Origin of the sequence: Parabacteroides acidifaciens (genome assembly GCF_003363715.1) — a bacterium.
GTDB lineage: Bacteria > Bacteroidota > Bacteroidia > Bacteroidales > Tannerellaceae > Parabacteroides > Parabacteroides acidifaciens.
Window position 1 is genome coordinate 18,976 of sequence record NZ_QREV01000015.1, and the last position, 20,046, is coordinate 39,021.

General features: G+C 45.0%; 17 protein-coding genes. 6 read left to right on the forward strand and 11 right to left on the reverse strand.

Features of this window, described 5'->3' with window-relative positions; all coding sequences use genetic code 11:
- Positions 1-4: 4 nt before the first annotated feature.
- The 4 genes from DWU89_RS08410 to DWU89_RS08425 form a co-directional block, all read right to left on the reverse strand.
- The gene (locus DWU89_RS08410) at positions 5-1,573 is read right to left on the reverse strand and encodes an ATP-binding protein (RefSeq protein ID WP_115499205.1); all 1,569 of its coding nucleotides are present in this window, start codon (positions 1,571-1,573) and stop codon (positions 5-7) included.
- Positions 1,574-1,654: 81 nt separating this feature from the next.
- Positions 1,655-2,776 (reverse strand): endonuclease/exonuclease/phosphatase family protein, encoded by a 1,122-nt coding sequence (locus DWU89_RS08415; RefSeq protein ID WP_115499206.1) that lies wholly within the window; start codon positions 2,774-2,776, stop codon positions 1,655-1,657.
- Positions 2,773-3,648, reverse strand: coding sequence for a rhomboid family intramembrane serine protease (locus tag DWU89_RS08420; RefSeq protein WP_115499207.1), 876 nt, complete (start codon positions 3,646-3,648; stop codon positions 2,773-2,775). The genes DWU89_RS08415 and DWU89_RS08420 overlap by 4 nt, the downstream gene beginning before the upstream one ends.
- Complete coding sequence (locus DWU89_RS08425) at positions 3,632-4,339, reverse strand: rhomboid family intramembrane serine protease (RefSeq protein WP_115499208.1); 708 nt, start codon at positions 4,337-4,339, stop codon at positions 3,632-3,634. The genes DWU89_RS08420 and DWU89_RS08425 overlap by 17 nt, the downstream gene beginning before the upstream one ends.
- A gap of 187 nt (positions 4,340-4,526) precedes the next feature.
- Here DWU89_RS08425 and DWU89_RS08430 point away from each other — a divergent pair, with 187 nt between their 5' ends.
- From DWU89_RS08430 to DWU89_RS08445, 4 genes are all read left to right on the forward strand, one after another.
- Entirely contained in the window at positions 4,527-4,799 is a 273-nt protein-coding gene (locus tag DWU89_RS08430) for an HU family DNA-binding protein (protein ID WP_115499209.1), read from the forward strand.
- A 117-nt stretch (positions 4,800-4,916) separates the two neighbouring features.
- On the forward strand, positions 4,917-6,710 hold the full coding sequence (argS, locus tag DWU89_RS08435; RefSeq protein ID WP_115499210.1) for an arginine--tRNA ligase: 1,794 nt from the start codon (positions 4,917-4,919) through the stop codon (positions 6,708-6,710).
- Positions 6,711-6,753: 43 nt separating this feature from the next.
- On the forward strand, positions 6,754-7,491 hold the full coding sequence (locus DWU89_RS08440) for a class I SAM-dependent methyltransferase (protein ID WP_158543357.1): 738 nt from the start codon (positions 6,754-6,756) through the stop codon (positions 7,489-7,491).
- Between the two features lies 1 nt (position 7,492).
- Positions 7,493-8,365, forward strand: a complete 873-nt coding sequence (locus DWU89_RS08445) for a VIT1/CCC1 transporter family protein (protein ID WP_115499212.1) — start codon at positions 7,493-7,495, stop codon at positions 8,363-8,365.
- A 106-nt stretch (positions 8,366-8,471) separates the two neighbouring features.
- Here the strand turns inward: DWU89_RS08445 and topA are convergent, their stop codons facing one another.
- Positions 8,472-10,826, reverse strand: coding sequence for a type I DNA topoisomerase (gene topA / locus DWU89_RS08450; RefSeq protein WP_115499213.1), 2,355 nt, complete (start codon positions 10,824-10,826; stop codon positions 8,472-8,474).
- Between the two features lie 158 nt (positions 10,827-10,984).
- On the opposite strand from topA, the gene DWU89_RS08455 reads away from it, so the two are divergent.
- Both DWU89_RS08455 and DWU89_RS08460 read left to right on the forward strand, forming a co-directional pair.
- Entirely contained in the window at positions 10,985-11,248 is a 264-nt protein-coding gene (locus tag DWU89_RS08455) for a tetratricopeptide repeat protein (protein ID WP_115499214.1), read from the forward strand.
- A 103-nt stretch (positions 11,249-11,351) separates the two neighbouring features.
- On the forward strand, positions 11,352-11,945 hold the full coding sequence (locus DWU89_RS08460; protein ID WP_115499215.1) for an ORF6N domain-containing protein: 594 nt from the start codon (positions 11,352-11,354) through the stop codon (positions 11,943-11,945).
- 77 nt (positions 11,946-12,022) lie between these two features.
- On the opposite strand, the gene nagB is transcribed toward DWU89_RS08460, so the two are convergent.
- From nagB to DWU89_RS08490, 6 genes are all read right to left on the reverse strand, one after another.
- Positions 12,023-12,835, reverse strand: coding sequence for a glucosamine-6-phosphate deaminase (gene nagB, locus DWU89_RS08465; RefSeq protein ID WP_115499216.1), 813 nt, complete (start codon positions 12,833-12,835; stop codon positions 12,023-12,025).
- Positions 12,836-12,910: 75 nt separating this feature from the next.
- Entirely contained in the window at positions 12,911-14,107 is a 1,197-nt protein-coding gene (locus DWU89_RS08470) for an FprA family A-type flavoprotein (protein WP_115499217.1), read from the reverse strand.
- Between the two features lie 36 nt (positions 14,108-14,143).
- A complete protein-coding gene (gene lgt, locus DWU89_RS08475; protein ID WP_115499218.1) occupies positions 14,144-14,977 on the reverse strand; it encodes a prolipoprotein diacylglyceryl transferase in 834 nt (277 codons plus the stop codon).
- A gap of 15 nt (positions 14,978-14,992) precedes the next feature.
- Positions 14,993-15,889, reverse strand: a complete 897-nt coding sequence (locus DWU89_RS08480; protein ID WP_115499219.1) for a diaminopimelate dehydrogenase — start codon at positions 15,887-15,889, stop codon at positions 14,993-14,995.
- A 247-nt stretch (positions 15,890-16,136) separates the two neighbouring features.
- Positions 16,137-18,779 carry a peptidase associated/transthyretin-like domain-containing protein gene (locus tag DWU89_RS08485; protein WP_115499220.1) on the reverse strand — a complete coding sequence of 881 codons (2,643 nt, stop codon included), beginning with the start codon at positions 18,777-18,779 and terminating at the stop codon, positions 16,137-16,139.
- Positions 18,776-19,663: a GLPGLI family protein gene (locus DWU89_RS08490; RefSeq protein WP_115499221.1), complete on the reverse strand. Its 888-nt coding sequence runs from the start codon at positions 19,661-19,663 to the stop codon at positions 18,776-18,778. Before DWU89_RS08490 ends, DWU89_RS08485 begins: the two co-directional genes overlap by 4 nt.
- Positions 19,664-20,046: the final 383 nt, after the last annotated feature.

Sequence of the window (20,046 nt, forward strand, 5' to 3'; positions counted from 1 at the left end):
TAAATTAGGAAACTACCCACTTTTCGATATTACGGGTTTCGGATGAAAAATTCACACCGATTTTGATGATCTGCCGGCCATCGGCGGCAAAAGCTTGGCCGTATTGTTTTTCGTTGATTTGATGCAATGCCTCCTCTGCCGTTCCATTCAACTTGAACTCCATCACATAGATATAACGATCCGTTTGCAAGACCAAGTCGATACGTCCCCGGTTCGTATGGTACTCCACCTTTGTATATAGTCCTATCAGACGGAAGACGATAAACAGGACGTTTTGATAATGCAGTTCCGTATCACGCTCAGGCTTCAAACCGGTAACCGTTTCGTAAGGGGTGTCGGCAAAGAAACCTTGCAAACGACGGAAGAAAGCATCGTAATCACCGGAACGGATTTCCCGAATAAAACGGCTGATTTCAAATGGTGTTTTTGAAGCGCTGACATTTGTATAAAAGGGCAATAGATATTTGACAAACCCCTCTTCGACTTCTAAATTAGGAAAACCCAGCCGATACATACCAAATTCCGCGTCATACCCCTTGATCGTCAGATAGCCACTCTGATAGATTACCGGGATCGGATCAGAGTCGACCGAATCCACGCCGTCGAGCGTTTCAGCATCGGTCTCTTCATGCGCCAAACGATCCAAATCGTAATGGTTGCGTTTCAGGAGTTCCACTAAATAGGATGGCGTACCGGTCGCAAACCAATAGCTGCCAAATTGCTCCGCATCAAAAGTATTCAACAGGCTAAACGGGTTATAAAGCCCGACCGTATCTGCCGCGAAGTGGTAGCCATCGTAGCGCCGTTTCATCTCTTGGCAAACTTTGTTGTAATCCATATTCAGAGAGTCGCTCAATTCATGCAATTCCGATTCCAAGTTTTCATGCAACTCTTTTTCCGTAATGCCACATACATCAACAAACTCCCTGTGCATCGATATGTCTTTCAAGTTATTCAGGTCACTGAACACGCTCACTTTGCTGAACTTGGTCACACCTGTCAGCATCGCAAAACGGATATAACCGTCCGCGCTTTTCATCACGCCATAGAAAGCTTTCAACAAACTGCGATAGGCTTCCTGCAATTCCGGTTTCCCGATTGCCTGCAACAAGGGTTTGTCATATTCGTCTATCAAAACCACAACGCGTTGTCCGGTTTTCTCATAAGCCCGGCGAATCACCTGAAAGAAACGTTCCTCCGGCTTACGGTCTCCGAATGGGCTGTCATATGCCTGCTCCCAAATTTCAAGGTATTTATTCAATTCTTCCAAAAGCGATCCTATATTTTCATATTGGCGGGCATTCAAATCAAGATGCAGAACCGGGTAGCGATTCCAATCTTTTTCCAACCGCTCGATGGCCAGTCCGGCAAAGAGCTCTTTCTTCCCCTCGAAATAGGCTTCCAAAGTAGACAGCAACAGGCTCTTTCCAAAACGGCGCGGGCGGCTCAGGAAATAGTAACTTCCGCTTTTTGCCAGTTGGTAGACGTGGGCAGTCTTGTCTACATAAAAATAACCGTCTCTCCGAATCTTCTCGAAGTTCTGGACGCCGATAGGGTAAATCTTGTTGCTCATGATAACGGATTTTAATTGAATCACCTTACAGACAAAGATACGCTTTTCTATGAATATCCTGATGGCAAATCTAACAAATTCTCAATTCTCAATTTTCAATTGTAAAAGGCACCACAACGGATAGTGGTCGGAATAGTGCACCTTATCGACTGTACAGTTAATCGGTTTTATATTGGCAGAATGCAGGATATTGTCAATCCGGAACCAAAAGAAGTTTTCATTATAAGTAATTCCGGCGCCACGACCGGAAGCTGCATAAGCATCCGTCAACGGACCTTGAATCACACGGTGTGCATAAGAAATCGGCGTATCGTTGAAGTCGCCGCAAACCAATACGTAATCCGTATCGATCTTTTTAATCTCTTCGGCCACAGCTCTTGCCTGGCGGGCGCGTATCCGGAAAGCCGGGCCAAGCTTCTGCTCGATGGAGTTTTTCAGGCCGTCGAGTGTTTCCGAATTCATATTCTTGATGAAAGCGGAATAATGACTTCTGTCCTCCGTCGTCAGTTTAAACGACTCTAAATGATTGTTGATCAAGGTCAGCTTCTTCCCGTTTATGTCCAGTTCATGGATGGAAGAACCGTTGAACGAGCTTTCATACTTGATCTTGCGGGACTTGGATATCGGATATTTGGAAAACACGGCAATATTAAAGGTAAGCGTTCCGGATCTCCCGACGGGTAAAATCGAGCGGTAGCGGTACATCTTCAGGGCATTGGCTACTTTCCGGTTTGTCAGGAACCGGTCGGAAGTCCCGACTGCGTATTCCTGCAAGCAGACAATATCCGCTCCCGAGTTGGCGATATACCTTAATATGGGGTTCGGCGAATCTTCGGAGTGATCTTTATATCCGAAAGCCATCACATTATATGTCAAGACCTTCAGCACGTTTTCTTTCGGGACATCCTCCACTTTATTATGAAACGGGAAATAATGGGTGACAGGCCCTTTACAGATCAGAAACGAACAAAGCCCGATCAACACGAAACGCCATTCCCAAAGAAACAGCCAATAAATGACAAAGCACAGGTTCAAGATGCAAAGCACAGGAAATCCCAAGCCCAGATAAGAGAAAAACACACTCCTGTCCGGTGAAACCCTGTCAGAGAAAGCCGAAGCGATGAACAGCAGGATGACTATCACATTGGCTGTTCCGACTACAGACTTAAACAGGATCTTGATCGCTTTAAACCGCTCGCTCATTTCTTGCTGGCATCAAATAGTTTTTTCTTTTCTTCGGCCGAGAGGCTTTCGTAACCAGAACGTTTCAATTTGTCCAATATTGCATCCAGATCTGCTGTTTCGCGGTTCTTACGGGCATTATATTCATAATCGGTCTCCGCACGTTTATAAGTCACACGCATCTTCGGTTTTCGTTTTCCCAGATTCACCACCCAGTCGATCAGGCGGTTCATCGGAGCTGTCAGGTCTTTTCCTTCCTTAATCCGCATGGCAAACCAGATGCCGAACAGGGCACCTCCGATATGGGCGATATGGCCGCCGGCATTCGTAGAAGTAATGGCCAACAGGTCGATCACGAAGGTGAACAGAGCCAGATAAATCAGTTTGACCCTTCCGATCAGGAACAGGCCGATCTCCAAGTCCTTCCGATAGAAGGATACGGCAAAAACAATCGCCATCACCGAAGCCGAAGCCCCCATCAAATAGCTATAGGCGGCGACACTGCGGAAATAAGGGAATATATTGTAAGCCAACAGGAACAACACCGCGCCGGCAATACCGCCCAGCAAATACAGGCCGCCTAACTGGCGTTCACTGAAGAAATTCAGGAACAGTCCGCCGAACCAGTACAACCAAAGCATATTGAACAGGATATGCAGGAAGTCGAAGTGCGTGAACATATAGGTAAAGATCGTCCAGGGCCTGTACAACAACAGGTCAGGAGACGACGGCATCTGCAAATATTGCAAAAACGGGAATCCGCCCAGATTGAACAGCATCAGGATCACACTCGTCAACCGTATCACGACGAACAGGCCGACGTTGATATAGATCAGCTTCGCCAGGATATTCCCGGAATTGAAGGTCTGCTTGAGATTAAAAATATCGCCCATTGTTAAAGTCATTCTTTTTCCAATACCGAACCAGGAAATAACCGAAGAACATACCGCCTAAGTGTGCGAAATGTGCAACAGAGTCGCCGCCATTATTGGCTACGCCCATAAACAACTCGGCCAATCCGTAAAAAATCACGAAGTATTTAGCTTTGATAGGAATCGGGATAAACATCAGATAAAGCGGCACATTCGGGAACAGCATGGCAAAAGCCAGCAAAATACCGAACACCGAACCGGAAGCCCCGATCGTAATCAGATAATTCAACGAAGGATCACCGGCAACCAACTGCGCCAGCGTAAGGCCGTTGGCGCTTGCGAATGAGTGAACGGAATAGAGCCAAACCAATTCCTGCGCAATCCCCGCACCGATACCTGTCACCATATAAAAGATAAGGAAACGCTTCGGTCCCCAGACATTCTCCAGTACACGCCCGAACATATACACACCGAACATATTGAAAAACACGTGTGCAAACGAGTGGGTATCATGCATGAACATATAGGTGATAAACTGGAACGGATAGAAATCCGTCACACCCGGAAAGTGCAGTCCGAACAGCTGGACCAGGTCGATTCCGACCTTTGGTAAAACAAGACTCGCTACCCAAAAAAGCAAGTTAATAATGATAAGGTTTTTCGTAACCATCGGGATGCTACTCAGAAATCCCGAGCTATTTTGATTCATCATATATTTATCAATTTACGGACAAAGGTAAATATATTTTGGTAGTTTTCTGGCAAAACAACACTAAAACATAGTAAATCAATAAAAAAAACTCTTTTTTTCTTTGCGATATATTAAAATAGAATTACATTTGACACCAACTTTTCAGGCTATCAATAAACTTGTTTAATATATTAATTTTCAAACCATCATGAACAAAACAGAATTTATCAGTGCTGTATCGGAAAAATCCGGTTTGAGCAAAGTTGATGCTAAAAAAGCTGTTGAAGCTTTCGTTGAAACAGTATCCAGTGAATTAAAGGAAGGTGGAAAAGTTGCCCTTTTAGGTTTCGGATCTTTTTCTGTTGCTGAAAAATCCGCACGTAAAGGAGTTAACCCGAAGACTAAACAACCAATTGAAATCCCGGCACGCAAATCTGTTAAATTTAAAGCAGGTGCAGAACTGGCAGACCTCATTAAGTAAGTTAGTCTTACATTTTTACGAAAAGGAAAAGGCACCCTCCATAAGGATGCCTTTTTTATTTGTAAATAAACCCGTACCTTTGCGGGCAAAATAAATCCGAACATATACTGAACGAATATGGTTATCGAACAACAGATTACCGGTGCAATCATTGCCGGCATAAAAGAACTGTATGGCGCAGATGTTGCCGCCAGCCAGGTACAACTGCAAAAAACGAAGAAAGAGTTTAAAGGGCATCTGACCTTAGTTGTATTTCCGTTTCTCCGCATGTCGAAGAAATCACCGGAACAGACAGCGCAGGAAATCGGCGAATACCTCATCGGGCATGAACCGGCCGTTGCCGAATTTAATGTGATAAAAGGATTCCTGAACCTGACAGTCGCCTGCGCCTGCTGGATCGATCTGCTGAATGATATTAACAGCCAACCGACATACGGTATCGTGCCTGTAACGGAACAGTCTCCGTTAGTGATGATCGAATACTCCTCTCCCAACACCAACAAACCGCTCCATTTAGGACACGTGCGCAACAACCTGTTGGGCTACAGCCTGTCCGAAATCATGAAGGCAAACGGAAACAAGGTGGTCAAGACCAATATCGTCAATGACCGCGGTATCCACATCTGTAAGTCCATGCTGGCCTGGCAGAAATGGGGCAACGGCGTCACTCCCGAAACAGCCGGCAAGAAAGGCGACCACCTGATCGGCGATTTCTACGTTCTGTTCAGCAATAAGTTGAAAGAAGAGACAGCCGCCCTCGAAGCAGGCGGCATGACGAAAGAGGAAGCGGAAGCCGCTTCTCCCCTGATGGCCGAAGCACGCGAGATGCTTCGCAAATGGGAAGCCGGCGACAAGGAAGTACGCGCCCTCTGGGAGATGATGAACAACTGGGTGTATGCCGGTTTCGACGAAACTTACAAGATGATGGGTGTTAACTTCGATAAGATCTATTACGAATCGCAAACCTACTTAGAAGGCAAAGGCAAAGTGCTGGAAGGACTCGATAAAGGCGTCTTCTACCGCCGTGAAGACGGTTCGGTATGGGCCGACCTGACGAAAGACGGTTTGGACGAAAAGCTTCTGCTTCGCGCCGACGGAACTTCCGTCTACATGACACAGGATATCGGTACTGCCAAACTGCGTTTCGACGACTACCCGATCAATAAGATGATTTATGTTGTCGGCAACGAGCAGAACTATCACTTCCAGGTGTTGTCCATCCTGTTAGACAAGTTGGGATTCGAGTTCGGCAAAGGGCTCGTGCACTTCTCCTACGGTATGGTCGAACTGCCGGAAGGAAAGATGAAGAGCCGCGAAGGAACGGTTGTAGACGCAGACGACCTGATGGCGGAAATGGTGGGTACGGCCCGCGAAATCTCGCAGGAGTTGGGCAAGCTGGACGAAATGACACCGGAAGAAGCCGAAAACATCGCCCGCATCGTCGGACTCGGTTCCCTGAAATATTTCATTCTGAAAGTCGACCCGCGCAAGAACATGACTTTCAATCCGAAAGAATCGATTGACTTCAACGGCAACACAGGTCCGTTCATCCAGTACACCTACGCCCGTATCCGTTCCGTGCTGCGCAAGGCTGCCGAACAGGGTATCGAACTGCCCGCACAGTTGCCGACAACGACAAACATCTCCGAAAAGGAAGAAAACCTGATCCAGATGACTGCCGACTATGCAGCAACCGTACGCGAAGCCGGAAAGGAATACAGCCCGGCCCTTATCGCCAACTATACGTACGACCTGGTAAAAGAATACAACCAGTTCTACCACGACTTCTCCATCCTGCGCGAAGAAAACGAGGAAGTGAAGAAATTCCGCCTTGTCCTCTCCGCTAACGTAGCGAAGGTCGTTAAGTCGGCCATGTCGCTGTTAGGTATCGAGGTTCCGGAAAGAATGTAATACGCAGACGACAGCAATGATTAAAAGCTTATACAGAAAGTTAGTGAGCGAGAGACAGCGGATCGCCCTCCATTACGCTCTATATAAAATAGAAGCGGTATTACTGAAAGGGGACCGGTACGAATGTTGCTGTTGCGGCAAATCATCCCGCCGTTTCCTCTCTCACGGCAATCTGGGATTGCGCCGGAACATCAAATGCCCGCATTGCCTTTCTCTGGAACGGACCCGCATTCTTTGTATGTACATCCGGAACGAAGTCTTCAAGGATACGGAGAAACCACTGAAAGTTCTCCATTTCGCTCCGGTGAAAGGCTTGAAGGACTTTCTGAGACAATCACCTTACGTGGGCGATTACCGGGATGCAGACCTCAATCCGAATGTGGCGACTTATCAAGTCGACATCACACAGATTCCTTACGAAGATAATTCGTTCGACCTGATTATCTGTTCCCACATTCTGTATTGCGTGCCGGAAGACCGGAAAGCCATGCAGGAGATACACCGGGTACTGCGTCCCGGAGGCAGAGCCTTGATTGTAGATACCATCGAGGGCGACACCACCCGTGAACTCGGCCATCTCTCCAAAAAGGAATTGCAGGAGGTCTACGGAGATGAAGCGACTTGCCGGGTTTACGGACGCGACATCACGGAAATCTTAGGATCTTACGGGCTAAAAGCCAACATTATAGACTATGTGAAACAACTTTCACCGGAGTTTATTGAGAAAGAATGCCTATCCGATGCATTCGATGCAGAAATCATTGATTGTATAAAACAATAGTATGAATATAGATCAACAAACATACGATGCTCTCCTTCGGTTTCAGCGGAATGAAATCACGGAGAGCATTGTTTATACGAAGTTAGCTGCCGTCGAGAAAAATCCGGCAAACCGGGATGTATTGCTCCGCATCTCTGCCGATGAAAAAGGGCATTACGCCGTCCTGAAGAAATATACCGGACAGGATGTGGCGCCTTTCAAATGGAAAATCCTAAAGTACTATCTTCTGGCCCGTATCTTAGGCATTACTTTCGCCATCAAGCTGATGGAAGGAAGCGAGGAAGAGTCCAGAGACGGCTATGCCGCCTATAAAGATTATCCGGAATTACTGCAGATAGCAAAGGATGAAGACGAGCACGAAGAAAAACTTATTGCCCTGATCAATGAGGAGCGGCTCGAATATATGGGGTCCGTCGTGTTGGGGCTGAACGATGCATTGGTGGAATTTACCGGTGCACTGGCCGGTTTTACGCTGGCATTAAGCGATTCGAAACTAATCGCCCTGACCGGAAGTATTACAGGAATTGCCGCCGCCCTCTCGATGGCTTCGTCCGAATATCTCTCTACAAAATCGGAAGGCGGGGATGGAAAACGTCCTGTAAAGGCCTCGATCTATACCGGGATCGCATATATTTTCACGGTTATAGCGTTGGTGGCACCGTTCATCTTTATCAGTAATGTATTGGTGGCTTTAGGCGTTATGCTGGTTTCCGCCTTGTTGATTATCGCCCTGTTCAATTATTACTATTCCGTAGCCAGAAGCGAAAGCTTCCGCAAGCGGTTTACCGAAATGGCCGTATTGAGTTTCAGCGTTGCAGCACTCAGCTTCCTAATCGGATATGCACTAAAGGTATTTACAGGGATAGAAGCATAAATCATCATTTACAGACTCCCCAAAAAAGAAAAGCCCTTCAGCCTTCAGGACAACTCACAGTGTGTGAATGTCTGAAGGCTGAAGGGCTTAATTATGATCTTTATTATTACGCTTTCTTTTTACGTGTTGTCTTCTTACCAGTCGCCGGTTTCTCAGCAGCATCAGCGATGATCTTTTTACAATCGTCCAATGTCAGGGCAGTCGGGTCTGTAACCGTCTTAGGAATGCGATAGTTCGCTTTCTGATAAGAGATATAGGGACCGAAACGACCGTTCAGGATTTCCATTTCCGGATCTTCTTCAAATTTCTTGATGAAACGCTGTTCGTCTTTCTTCCGCTTCTCGTCGATCAAAGTGATCGCCTCTTCGGGAGTGATCGTCAACGGATTCAGGTCTTTCGGAATGGAAACAAACTTGCCGTCATGGCGGATAAACGGACCGAAGCGACCGATAGCCGCAACCATCACTTTTCCTTCGTATTCACCGATCGTACGGGGCAGGTCGAAAAGCTTCAGAGCCTCTTCCAACGTAATCGTATCGATAGACTGTCCTTTCAGCAAAGAGGCGAACTGAGGTTTTGGAGCTTCCTTATCCTCCGTATGGGCAACGCCGATCTGAACAACAGGACCATAACGGCCGATCTTCACAAATACCGGATTACCGCTCTTCGGATCAATACCCAACTGACGTTCCCCGACCTTATGTTCCGTCTTAACAGCAGCCGTAGCTTCCACGATCGGATGGAATATCTTATAAAACTTGTCAATCGCTTTTGTCCAAACCAACTCGCCGTCTGCCACTGAGTCAAATTCCTTTTCTACGCTGGCGGTAAAGTTATAATCCAACACATCCGGGAAATACTCCATCAGGAAGTCGTTTACCACTGTACCGATATCGGTCGGCATCAATTTATTGCGATCCGCACCGACAATCTCTGTCTTTTCTGCCTCCTTGATCTTTCCTTTTGACAGCGTAATAACCGTATAGGCGCGTTCCGTACCTTCCTTATCTCCTTTCACCACATATTCGCGGTTCTGGATGGTCTGGATAGTCGGGGCATAGGTAGAAGGACGTCCGATACCGAGTTCTTCCAGACGGCGGACCAGGCTGGCTTCCGTGTAACGCGGCGGACGCTGTGTGAAACGTTCCGTTGCCACAATATCTTTCAACGACAGGACTTCATGCAGTTTTACCGGAGGGAGCAGGCCGTTGTCCTGTTCTTTATCCTTTTCCACATCATCGTCGTTGCTTTCCATATATACCTGAAGGAAACCTTCGAAGCTGATCACTTCGCCAACAGCGACAAAACGTTCCGTCTGTCCGCTGATTCCGACCGAAATAGTCGTGCGTTCCAGTTCGGCATCCGCCATCTGGCAGGCAATCGTGCGCTTGCGGATCAACTCGTACAGTTTCTTTTCCTGCGGGGAGTTGCCGGCTTCCACGTTACTGATATAGGTCGGACGGATTGCTTCGTGCGCCTCCTGTGCACCTTTGCTCTTCGTATGGTATTGGCGGAATTTGTAATATTTCTCGCCGTATGTATCTAAAATAGCTTCTTTCGCAGTTCCCAATGCCAAGTCACTCAGGTTTACCGAGTCGGTACGCATATAAGTGATCAATCCGGATTCATATAAACGCTGCGCGATCATCATGGTCTGCGAAACGGAATATCCTAATTTACGGGCAGCCTCCTGTTGCAAGGTTGAAGTGGTAAAAGGAGGCGCAGGCGATTTCTTTACTGGTTTGGTAGTAATATCGTCAATGGTAAACGAAGCGCTCTTGCAGGATTCCAGGAAAACTTCCACCTCTTTCTTATCCTTCAAACGGCGGTTCAGTTCGGCTTTCAGTACCGTTGTCCCGTCGGGCAGGATAAAATTGGCAATCACACGGTAAGCGGCTTCGCTGACAAAATCGTTAATCTCGCGCTCACGTTCCACAATCAGGCGGACAGCCACCGACTGCACACGTCCGGCAGACAGGGCGGGCTTCACCTTGCGCCAAAGGATCGGCGAAAGCTCAAAACCCACGATACGGTCCAGCACACGGCGTGCCTGCTGGGCGTTCACCAGATTAATATCAATATCGCGCGGTGTTTCAATAGCATGCAAAATAGCATTCTTGGTAATTTCATGAAAGACGATACGTTTCGTTTTCTCCGGCTTCAAGCCCAATACTTCATACAGGTGCCAGGAGATCGCTTCCCCCTCACGGTCCTCATCGGATGCGAGCCATACCTGTTCAGCAGACTTAGCTTCGGACTTCAGTTCACTGACCAGCTTCTTCTTGTCGGCAGGCACTACATACTGCGGAGCATAATCGTGCTCGATATCAATACTGAACTCTTTCGTCTTCAGATCGCGGATGTGGCCGTAACTTGACATGACCTTGTAATCTTTTCCGAGGAACTTTTCAATGGTTTTTGCCTTAGCGGGTGACTCCACTATTACCAGATTCTTTTGCATAATAACGTCTTATCTATTTGAAATCGGGTGCAAACTTACACAAATAATTAACGTAACCGTACATCAGCCACAAAAAAACAGTTTTTTTAAACTGTATTATAATGTATAGAAGGCTATCTGATATATCTTTGTTGCTTATTTGTTATAAATGTTACACGATGGAAACTATTAAACAACTTATTACCGATGGTAAAACAGATGAAGCCATTCGTTTGTTGGATGAATACATAGAAAAAAACGCTTTATCGGATGAAGCTTACTACTTGCGCGGCAATGCCTACCGCAAGAAAGGCGATGTCCGCCAGGCCCTCAACAACTATCTCACCGCCATCGACCTGAACCCCGACAGCCCCGCCCAAATCGCTCACAATCAGCTGATCTCTATCATGAACTTCTACAATAAGGATATGTTCAATCAGTAAAAATATTTTTTTTTGATTTTGCTTAAGAAAGAATAGGTTGTAAGGATTTATTTGCATACTTTTACCTGCAAATAAATTTATTCTTAACCATAAATATCAAACTATGGAACCTACACTTATCGAAAGTAAGATTTATGAAATACGCGGCCAGCGTGTAATGCTGGATAAAGACTTGGCTGATCTCTATGCCGTGGAAACAAAAAATCTAAACAAGGCAGTCAAACGTAATCCTGACAGATTTCCTCCGGATTTTATGTTTCAGCTTACCGAAGAGGAATTTAATCATTTGAGGTTCCATTTTGGAACCTCAAGTTGGGGCGGCTCTCGATATATGCCGTATGCTTTTACCGAACAGGGAGTTGCAATGTTATCCGGCATACTACGCTCTCCTATTGCCGTACAGGTAAATATCAATATTATGCGCGCTTTCGTAAAAGTAAGACAATATGCCTTCTCTTCACCTATCAATCAAGCTGAATTGCTTCAGCTTAAAGAACAGATAAAACTTATTTTATCCCGACAATCCGAAATGGACGATGATATAGAAAGTCTGAATAAAGACCAGGAAACTAATGACCAGCTATTTGAAGAGATTATAAAATCCATCGCCGACATAAATTTGAGGTTACAACTTAAAACAACAAAACTGGATCGAATCAGAGTTAAGGGATATTTAAAATATGAATCAGATAAATAGTCAGTAAAAAAGGCCATATCTATCGCAGATACAGCCTTTCACTCTTAATCAAAACTTATTATGGTATAATAAAAATCTTATTTCAGCAAAGAACAGGGACAAAGATTGTCTTTCTCGATGTCTTTGAAGTAATTGTATGTGCCGACTTTAATTTCTGCACAGGCAGCTTCGTCGGCAACGATGATGCCTTTCGGGTGCATCTGCAAGGCGGTGATTGTCCACATCTGGTTGACAGCGCCTTCCACAGCCTGCTGCAAAGCACGAGCCTTGTTGTGACCGTTTACCATGATCAATACTTCTTTTGCATCCAACACAGTACCCACACCAACCGTAACGGAAGTCTTCGGCACCTTGTTTACGTCGTTGTCGAAGAAACGGGAGTTAGCGATGATCGTATCTGTAGTCAGAGACTTAACGCGAGTACGTGAAACCAGAGAAGAACCCGGTTCATTAAAAGCGATATGCCCGTCAGGACCAATGCCGCCCAGGAACAGGTCTACACCGCCTACGGCTTTCATCTTGGCCTCATAAGCTGCACATTCCGCTTCCAGATCTTCTGCGTTACCGTTCAGGATATTGACATTCTCCGGCTTGATATCGATATGGCTGAAGAAGTTGTTCCACATGAAAGAATGATAGCTTTCAGGATGATCTTTCGGCAAGCCGACATACTCATCCATATTGAAAGTGATGATATTCTGGAAAGAGATCACTCCCTGTTTGTTCAGTTCGATCAGGTTCTTATACATGCCTAAAGGAGAAGAGCCGGTAGGCAAGCCCAATACAAATGGTTTCTCTGCTGTTGGATTAGCTTTCTTAATCTTTGCAGCTACATAATTGGCAGCCCACTTTGAGAGTTGCTCGTAATCAGGTTCAATAATTAGTCTCATAATGCTTTTTTTAATTTAGTTCTTTCGTTCCTAAAAGTAATATCTTTATTCTTTCCAACCAAGAATTTTCAATTCTCAATTCTCTTTTTTCAATTTTTCAGCCATTGCTTCTCCCAAAGCCCAGCACTCTGCATATTTATCAGCATTCAAAGCCTGCTTTTGCTCGACCGGAACACCGACAACTTCCCATTTCATCTTCTCGCCGAAAGCAGCCAGATTCTTTACTGCCGCACCCGCCCAGGTGAAAGAGCCGAAATATCCGTACAGACGGTTCTTCACTTCGCGCGTTTCGATCTTATCGAGGATCGATTCTATTTCTGGGAACAGGCGGTTGCTGTAAGTCGGACTACCGATGATCAGGCCTTTATACTTGAAAATATCTTTCAACACATAAGAAGCGGGGCTTTTGCTGACATTGTGCATCACGATGTTCTTCACACCGTTCGCAGCTAAAGATGCTGCAATCGCTTCTGCCATCTGCTCGGTATTGCCATACATACTGCCATATACGATCGCGACACCATCTTCACCTTCATAACGGCTCATGCGGTCATAGATATCAATCGCTTTTGCCGCATATTCACGCCACACCGGGCCATGAGTCGAACAGATCGTCTGGATATCCAACGCCGACAGTTTCTGCAAAGCACGCTGCACGGGATTTCCATATTTACCGACAATATTGGAATAATAGCGGATCATCTCCTCCCAATAATGTTCCACATTCATTTCCGAATCGATCACACCGCCGTCCAATGTCCCGTACGTCCCGAAAGCATCTGCCGAAAAAAGGATTTTATCCGTCGAATCATAAGTGACCATCACCTCCGGCCAGTGCACCATCGGAGCCATATAGAATGACAACTGATGACGGCCTATGCTCAACGTATCGCCTTCTTTCACTTCATACAACCCGGTTGTAATGTTATGATAGCCGGCCAACATTCCGAAAGTCTGCTTGTTCCCGATGATCTGCACATCCGGATATTGCTGGCGCAACAAACGGATACTGCCCGCATGATCGGGTTCCATATGGTTCACGATCAGATAGTCCAAAGAACGTCCGTCAAGTGCATCCGCAATCTTTTTCAGGAAAATATCGGAATAACATACATCCACCGTATCGACCAGGACCGTCTTTTCGTCCACGATCAGATAGGAATTATAAGACACACCGTAAGGCAAAGGCCACATATTCTCAAAAAGAGCTTTCTGCCGGTCGTTTACACCTACGTAGTAAACTTTATCTGCTATTTCTTTTAATTTGTACATCTTGTTAATTGAAAGTTGAAAATTGAAAATTGAAAGTTAAGACTTGGGAGACACATCTCCTTTCTTCAGTGCACGCCATACGAAGTAGATCCCGGCTAAAACAAACGGAATACTGAGCCACTGCCCCATATTCAGCATCATATTAGCCTCAAACTCTTCCTGATTGTTTTTCAGGAACTCGATGAAAAAGCGCGAACCGAATACACAAATCATAAATACGCCAAAGATAAGTCCTTCCTTTTTCCAGGCATTCCTTTTGAAATAAAGCCACATACAGATAGCGAACGTCACTAAATAAGCACCCGCCTCATAAAGCTGTGTCGGATGGCTGGGAACGGTGAAGATAGGCTCCGCCCCTCTTTTCCAGGCGTGTAAATTCTCAATAAAGCGGAAACCCCACGGCAAGTCGGTGGGATGTCCGTATATTTCATGATTCATCAAATTACCCAAACGGATCATAGCCGCAACAAGGCCGGTCGGAACAACCAGCTTATCGAATGTCCAAAGCATACTGCGATGACTGACCCGCTTGGAATAAAAGTAGACAGCTATAATTATACCCAACGTTCCCCCGTGGCTGGCGAGTCCTCCTTCCCATATCTTCAGTATTTCGATCGGGTGGGCAAGATAATATTCCGGAGCATAGAACAGGCAATGTCCCAGGCGGGCACCAATGACAGTCCCTAACATCGTATAAATCAGCAGGGAGTCGATCCATGCCGGATTGAGTTTTTCTCTTTTCCACATCTTCTCCACAATCTTGTAACCGATCAGGAATCCGATGGCGAATGCCAATCCATACCAGCGTATTTCACGCGAACCAATGGAAAAGATGGCGGGGTCAGCCGTCCAGGTAATAAAATCAAGCATAATCTTTTCTAATTGTTAAACAAGGTGTTTAATCAAGTCTTCTCTGTCGCCATAAAGCATATCGATCACCGGCAATTCGATCATCGTGTAAGCGCCGGGCTGCTGCTTGAAGCTTGCGCGGGCCACACAAACCAGAATCTGTGCAGTAAGAGCGGGGTTGTTGATCTTCATGTCGAACTCGATCAACTGGTTCTGTGTCTTACCGGAAACGCCTTTGCGAACGAGGTTTACACCATGTCCCATATCTTTCAGGTCATCCACACAATCGACCTGGATCACATGCGTTTCGTCGTGTACAAAATAGTCGTCCGCCTTGATAGCAGCAGCAACCTTATCGAATTCATATCCTTCTTTCACTTCGATATAAACCATACGGCGGTGAACACCTGTTCCCATCGGGATTGTCATAGACAGGGCAGCCTTTACGCCTTCGATCGCTTTAACGGCAACCGTATGTCCCATACTCATACCCGGTCCGAAGTTTGTATATGTAATGCCTTTCGGAACGATAGCCTGCAACAACGCACGAACGATAGAGTCGCTTCCCGGGTCCCATCCGGCAGAGATTACCGCCACGGTATTATGAGCCTTGGCCACAGCGTCCAGCGAACGGCGCAAGTCGACAATACTTCCGTGAATATCGAAGCTATCCACCGTATTGATACCTAAAGAAAGGATTTCTTTGGCATACGTTTCAACGCTACGGGTCGGAGTCGCCAAAACAGCAACGTCCACTTTATCCAGTTTTGTGATATTATCAGTGACAGTGTACCCTTTCAATTCGTCCGGAATATCATTCGGATTACGACGTACAACACCTGCTACTTCAAAATCAGGAGCAGCTTCCAGGGCCTCTAATACATACTTCCCAATATTGCCATATCCAACAATGGCAGCTCTAATCTTTTTCATACTTTAGTTTTTACTTTTTCTTCAGCCACAAAAGTAGTTATAATTAAGGGATTGACAAAAGAGCAGCGTGTTGTTTTTGTTTAAATCCTATCCATTCACTCTTTCATTATGCTAATCTTGAACAGAGATAGAATATCAAAACTGACAATTTTGTTAATCATATATCTTTCGGCGGTAATGGAAGATATTATTTGATCATAACAAAATATAATACTTTGCATAGAGATATGCGAAAGAATGTATAAGTTTACAGCAACTTAAAACGTACCCTGAGCAATATCTCTCCGGGACGTAAATCGTACTCGGTATAATAGCGCCCCGTCTCATTAAAGACAGTCGATACATACCGACGGGTATTAAAGAGGTTCGTATAATCCAAACGGAACTCCACTGTTTTCAAGGTATAAGACAGGTTCAGATCGGCAAACCACATATTGCGGCTTCCGGAACGAATCGCGTCATTGTAGAAATGCTCGCACGACAAGCCTGCGATCAATTCCTTAACAGGTAACCAGTTGAATGATAACCGCTGGGAAAGTAAACAGACAGGAGCAACAGGCAACTCGCTCTCCTGAAACAGGCTTTTATTCCATGTTCCCCGGATTTTATAATCAAAGATTACTTTTCGATTCAATTTCGCATGAAACGAACCACCCAACGAAACGGCATGAGACCGATAACCGGAAATCATCCCTTGCAAAATCTGTAAAGAACGATTATAACGGTAGTCGGCCTTCAACGAAAACGAAGATTTTATCGCATCCAGGTCTTTTCCTATCACAAAGTCAGAAAAAAGCGACTGGATATTGTTGGGATGCTGCAATGTCGACTTGCGCATCAAAATTCCTTCATACAGATATTCGCTCAGCAAACGAGAACGCGTATGCGTATAATAAGTCGTGAAAGAACCGAACATAGAAGAAAACGGACTCTTATAATCCAATATCCACCAAAGCGTATGTTGCTTCTGCCGGTCGCGTATCCCGTCATTCCGCAAAAGCTCCCGGTACGAAGTCATGACACTTCCGGTATAAGCCTCTTCTATTCCCGAAACCTCTTGAGAAAACGAATAATTTAAGGAAGAAGACAGATAAGCCGAAATCCGTTGTTCCAATACCAGAAACGGCTCCACAAAAAGATAATGGGAAGCATGCGTCTTCTCTCCGACTATATTGTCCCGCTCACGGACCAACAGATAGCGAACCGGACAAAACAGATGGAAATTCGTGTTAGACCCTAATGTAAAACTATGCGCAAGATGAAGTTTCCATTCATACGATTCCCGTTTCAGGTCATTCGAGAGCGAGTCTCCTCCAGCCGTTTCCACCGTGTTATCCACAAGCAGCAGATTACTCTTCAAATGTTGGATACGGACATTAAAGTCCAATGAATAATTTTGCACCACCGCCCCTTTCCGGCCATACGTAAACGAGTTGGCCGCAGTAAAATCTTTCATCCGGGCTTTTTGTTTCATCCAAGCCATCTCCGATGTGGCAGGCGGCAATATTCCGTCATACAAAACAGGAGAAACCTCCAATGTTTGCGACATATCTTTATAACCGGCAAACGACGTTACCTTAAACATATGCTGCTCGTTCGTTTTCACCCATTCAAACTGATTACTAAGTCCATATATAGGATTATCCAGATGCTCACGAATCGAGTCACCGGTAAAAATACGGCCGTTTTCCTTATCCCACCGTCCTTCCGCCTTAATCCGGTCTTTCAAATAGAAATCATCCGTATTCGCGTTCAGTTCCACATTGGCATCCATCCGGTTCTGATACAATCGGGAAAAGTTACACTCCCTTATTTTCAAACAACTGTCGCCCGGCAGGTAATAATCAGTTTCCGTACTGTTCTCCCTCTTCGGTTCGTCATAAGCATAATGGACATTCGTACTTAAAGTATAATGGTTTTTCAATGCCTGCAAATGATTCACCGTTCCAATATGCGCATCGTTAAAAAGATACCGCTGCTGACTCACTGCCGGTAACGCTGGCTTTAAAACGTGGAAAATATCCAAGTTTCGGACTTCCGGCTCCAAACTATATAAGCTATTCAATTCGCCGGTAACGTCCCTCCCGGAGTTATCTCCCTTATAAACAGCCAAATCCTGTATCTTTTTAGAGAAATACATGCCCACCAGTTCATTACTTAGCAATAACGGTGAAGCCCCAGCCCCCAATTGTGCGGTAGCCAGAACGACACCTTTGGCCGACTTTTTTAATTTCAGATTTATAGCAGCATCAGATGAAGGCTCATAGTCCTTCAGTGCTTTGACCGGCTGATGTTTCTGCAGGACTTGCACAGTCGCAATATCATTCGGATTCAGATTATTGGTCGCAATCCCATACCGGTCTTTCAATAAATCCATATCCTCTATATAGAAACGGTTGATCGGATTATTCTGGTAAAGAATCATCCCATTATCCAAGACCTGTATCCCCGGCATCTTCCGGAGTACATCTTTCAGCGTCCGGTCCGTCTCGTCCGTAAATCGTTCCACATTATAATTCAGTGTATCTCCGGACTCATTGATTTTTGGAGCAACCACAATGACCTCCTTAATTGAAATCACCTCATCCCCCACCACGAAATTAATCGTCTGGCTTTCATTTGCAATATCTTTTACCACTTTCTTTAGGTTAAAACCCGCAACCGCCAAAATGAGGCTATCCTGTTTCCCATTATAAACAATCTGATATTCCCCCTTTTCATCCGATTGGGTATAAGCCAAAATCCGATTACTCCTAAGCGCATAAAGACTGACAGTCGCAGCATCTACGGCTTGTCCGGCTTTCTTATCCGTAATAGTTCCTCTGATCAGGGTTTGTGAAGATAAAGAAGATACCAGAAAAAGGCAATATAGTACACACCGGGACTTCATTCCCGCTCCAGTTCGTCAAATATACGTTTATCAGCTTCGAAACTCATCGAGAAAGTACCGTCAGTACCTAAAAAATGTCGTTTATTGTTTTTCTTAAACGCTAACTTCCTTATTTGTTTTCTGTCGGTCGTCACATATTGGTCTTTGTTCATCGTAATAGGAAAAGAGTCCAGTTTTTGGAGCCCAATCGCCTGAAAGATAAATAGACCATCGTCAACCACAACTTTTAGAATAAGTCCCGGCAATCCATACAACTTCCAGGGACCATCTTGTAATGGGATATCCGGTGTGAACCAGGCAACATATCTCCTACCTCGAAAAGTAGTTTCCGCCTTTTGGGAGACATAGCCTAAAATGGTCATTGTATCTTCCTTCAACTCCCATGATTGGAGAGGTATCTCATCCATACATTTATACATTTCAGTAATAGAACCATCTATGATGGTCGCTTTCTGCCTTTTTCTGTCTTTATACAACACGGCAGTCTCTCCCTTGCTCAGCAGTTCCCGATAATTCCCGTCGCCTTGCCCACGTAAAGCATCGATTTCCCCTTTTGTCATATGTTGCCTAATCAACTTGACACGAGGTCTTAGCTTTTCACCCTCAGCCCTATCCAGAGAATCCCGCATAATACGGTTCTGATCATAATACACAGAATACTTCGGTCCTATATCCAAAGTAAAAGTATCAACCACCTGTTCTTTCACCCCCTCATTCAAACAATATTGGGTAAATTCATACCAGCAACGGAGAGACGCTTTATCCAGAATTTCTTTTTTCAGCTTTCCCTCTATTCTATCTGATGTGCTTTTAGACATCACAAATTGGGAGCACAAAGGATTATTGATGACTACCAGAAAAATCAATAGGAATATGTTTTTCATGCCATTGCTTATTTATGGTTTCTTTGTAAAGATAGGGACTATAAAATGATAAACAATGACAAAATTCAACTTTGTTTTCAGAGAATCGGCAAATGAGTTGATATAATATACATTCCTGATATGCCATATTTTTACAATTTTGTCCTTTGAAACAAAAAGAGAGAGCCATGAACAGCAAACTACTATACGCCGAAGTGAATGGAAAAAGTTGTCCCGATATCCTATGTCCATTCACAAAATTAAGTTATCATCCTTCGTATCTAAATCTCATATAATTACTTAACAATATATTTGAGACAATGATAATTAGAATATAAGACAGACAAAGTATATCCAGTTTTTTCTTCTTATCAACAGTAAGGTTAGCGAATGTTGTATATAAT

Bases quoted from the DNA above. Each gene is read 5' to 3' on its own strand.
- DWU89_RS08445 (WP_115499212.1), top strand. From the start codon at position 7,493: ATGAATATAGATCAACAAACATACGATGCTCTCCTTCGGTTTCAGCGG.
- DWU89_RS08480 (WP_115499219.1), bottom strand. From the start codon at position 15,889: ATGAAAAAGATTAGAGCTGCCATTGTTGGATATGGCAATATTGGGAAG.
- argS (WP_115499210.1), top strand. From the start codon at position 4,917: ATGGTTATCGAACAACAGATTACCGGTGCAATCATTGCCGGCATAAAA.
- DWU89_RS08415 (WP_115499206.1), bottom strand. From the start codon at position 2,776: ATGAGCGAGCGGTTTAAAGCGATCAAGATCCTGTTTAAGTCTGTAGTC.
- DWU89_RS08485 (WP_115499220.1), bottom strand. From the start codon at position 18,779: ATGAAGTCCCGGTGTGTACTATATTGCCTTTTTCTGGTATCTTCTTTA.
- DWU89_RS08490 (WP_115499221.1), bottom strand. From the start codon at position 19,663: ATGAAAAACATATTCCTATTGATTTTTCTGGTAGTCATCAATAATCCT.
- lgt (WP_115499218.1), bottom strand. From the start codon at position 14,977: ATGCTTGATTTTATTACCTGGACGGCTGACCCCGCCATCTTTTCCATT.
- DWU89_RS08425 (WP_115499208.1), bottom strand. From the start codon at position 4,339: ATGATGAATCAAAATAGCTCGGGATTTCTGAGTAGCATCCCGATGGTT.
- DWU89_RS08470 (WP_115499217.1), bottom strand. From the start codon at position 14,107: ATGTACAAATTAAAAGAAATAGCAGATAAAGTTTACTACGTAGGTGTA.
- DWU89_RS08460 (WP_115499215.1), top strand. From the start codon at position 11,352: ATGGAACCTACACTTATCGAAAGTAAGATTTATGAAATACGCGGCCAG.
- DWU89_RS08455 (WP_115499214.1), top strand. From the start codon at position 10,985: ATGGAAACTATTAAACAACTTATTACCGATGGTAAAACAGATGAAGCC.
- topA (WP_115499213.1), bottom strand. From the start codon at position 10,826: ATGCAAAAGAATCTGGTAATAGTGGAGTCACCCGCTAAGGCAAAAACC.
- nagB (WP_115499216.1), bottom strand. From the start codon at position 12,835: ATGAGACTAATTATTGAACCTGATTACGAGCAACTCTCAAAGTGGGCT.
- DWU89_RS08420 (WP_115499207.1), bottom strand. From the start codon at position 3,648: ATGGGCGATATTTTTAATCTCAAGCAGACCTTCAATTCCGGGAATATC.
- DWU89_RS08430 (WP_115499209.1), top strand. From the start codon at position 4,527: ATGAACAAAACAGAATTTATCAGTGCTGTATCGGAAAAATCCGGTTTG.
- DWU89_RS08410 (WP_115499205.1), bottom strand. From the start codon at position 1,573: ATGAGCAACAAGATTTACCCTATCGGCGTCCAGAACTTCGAGAAGATT.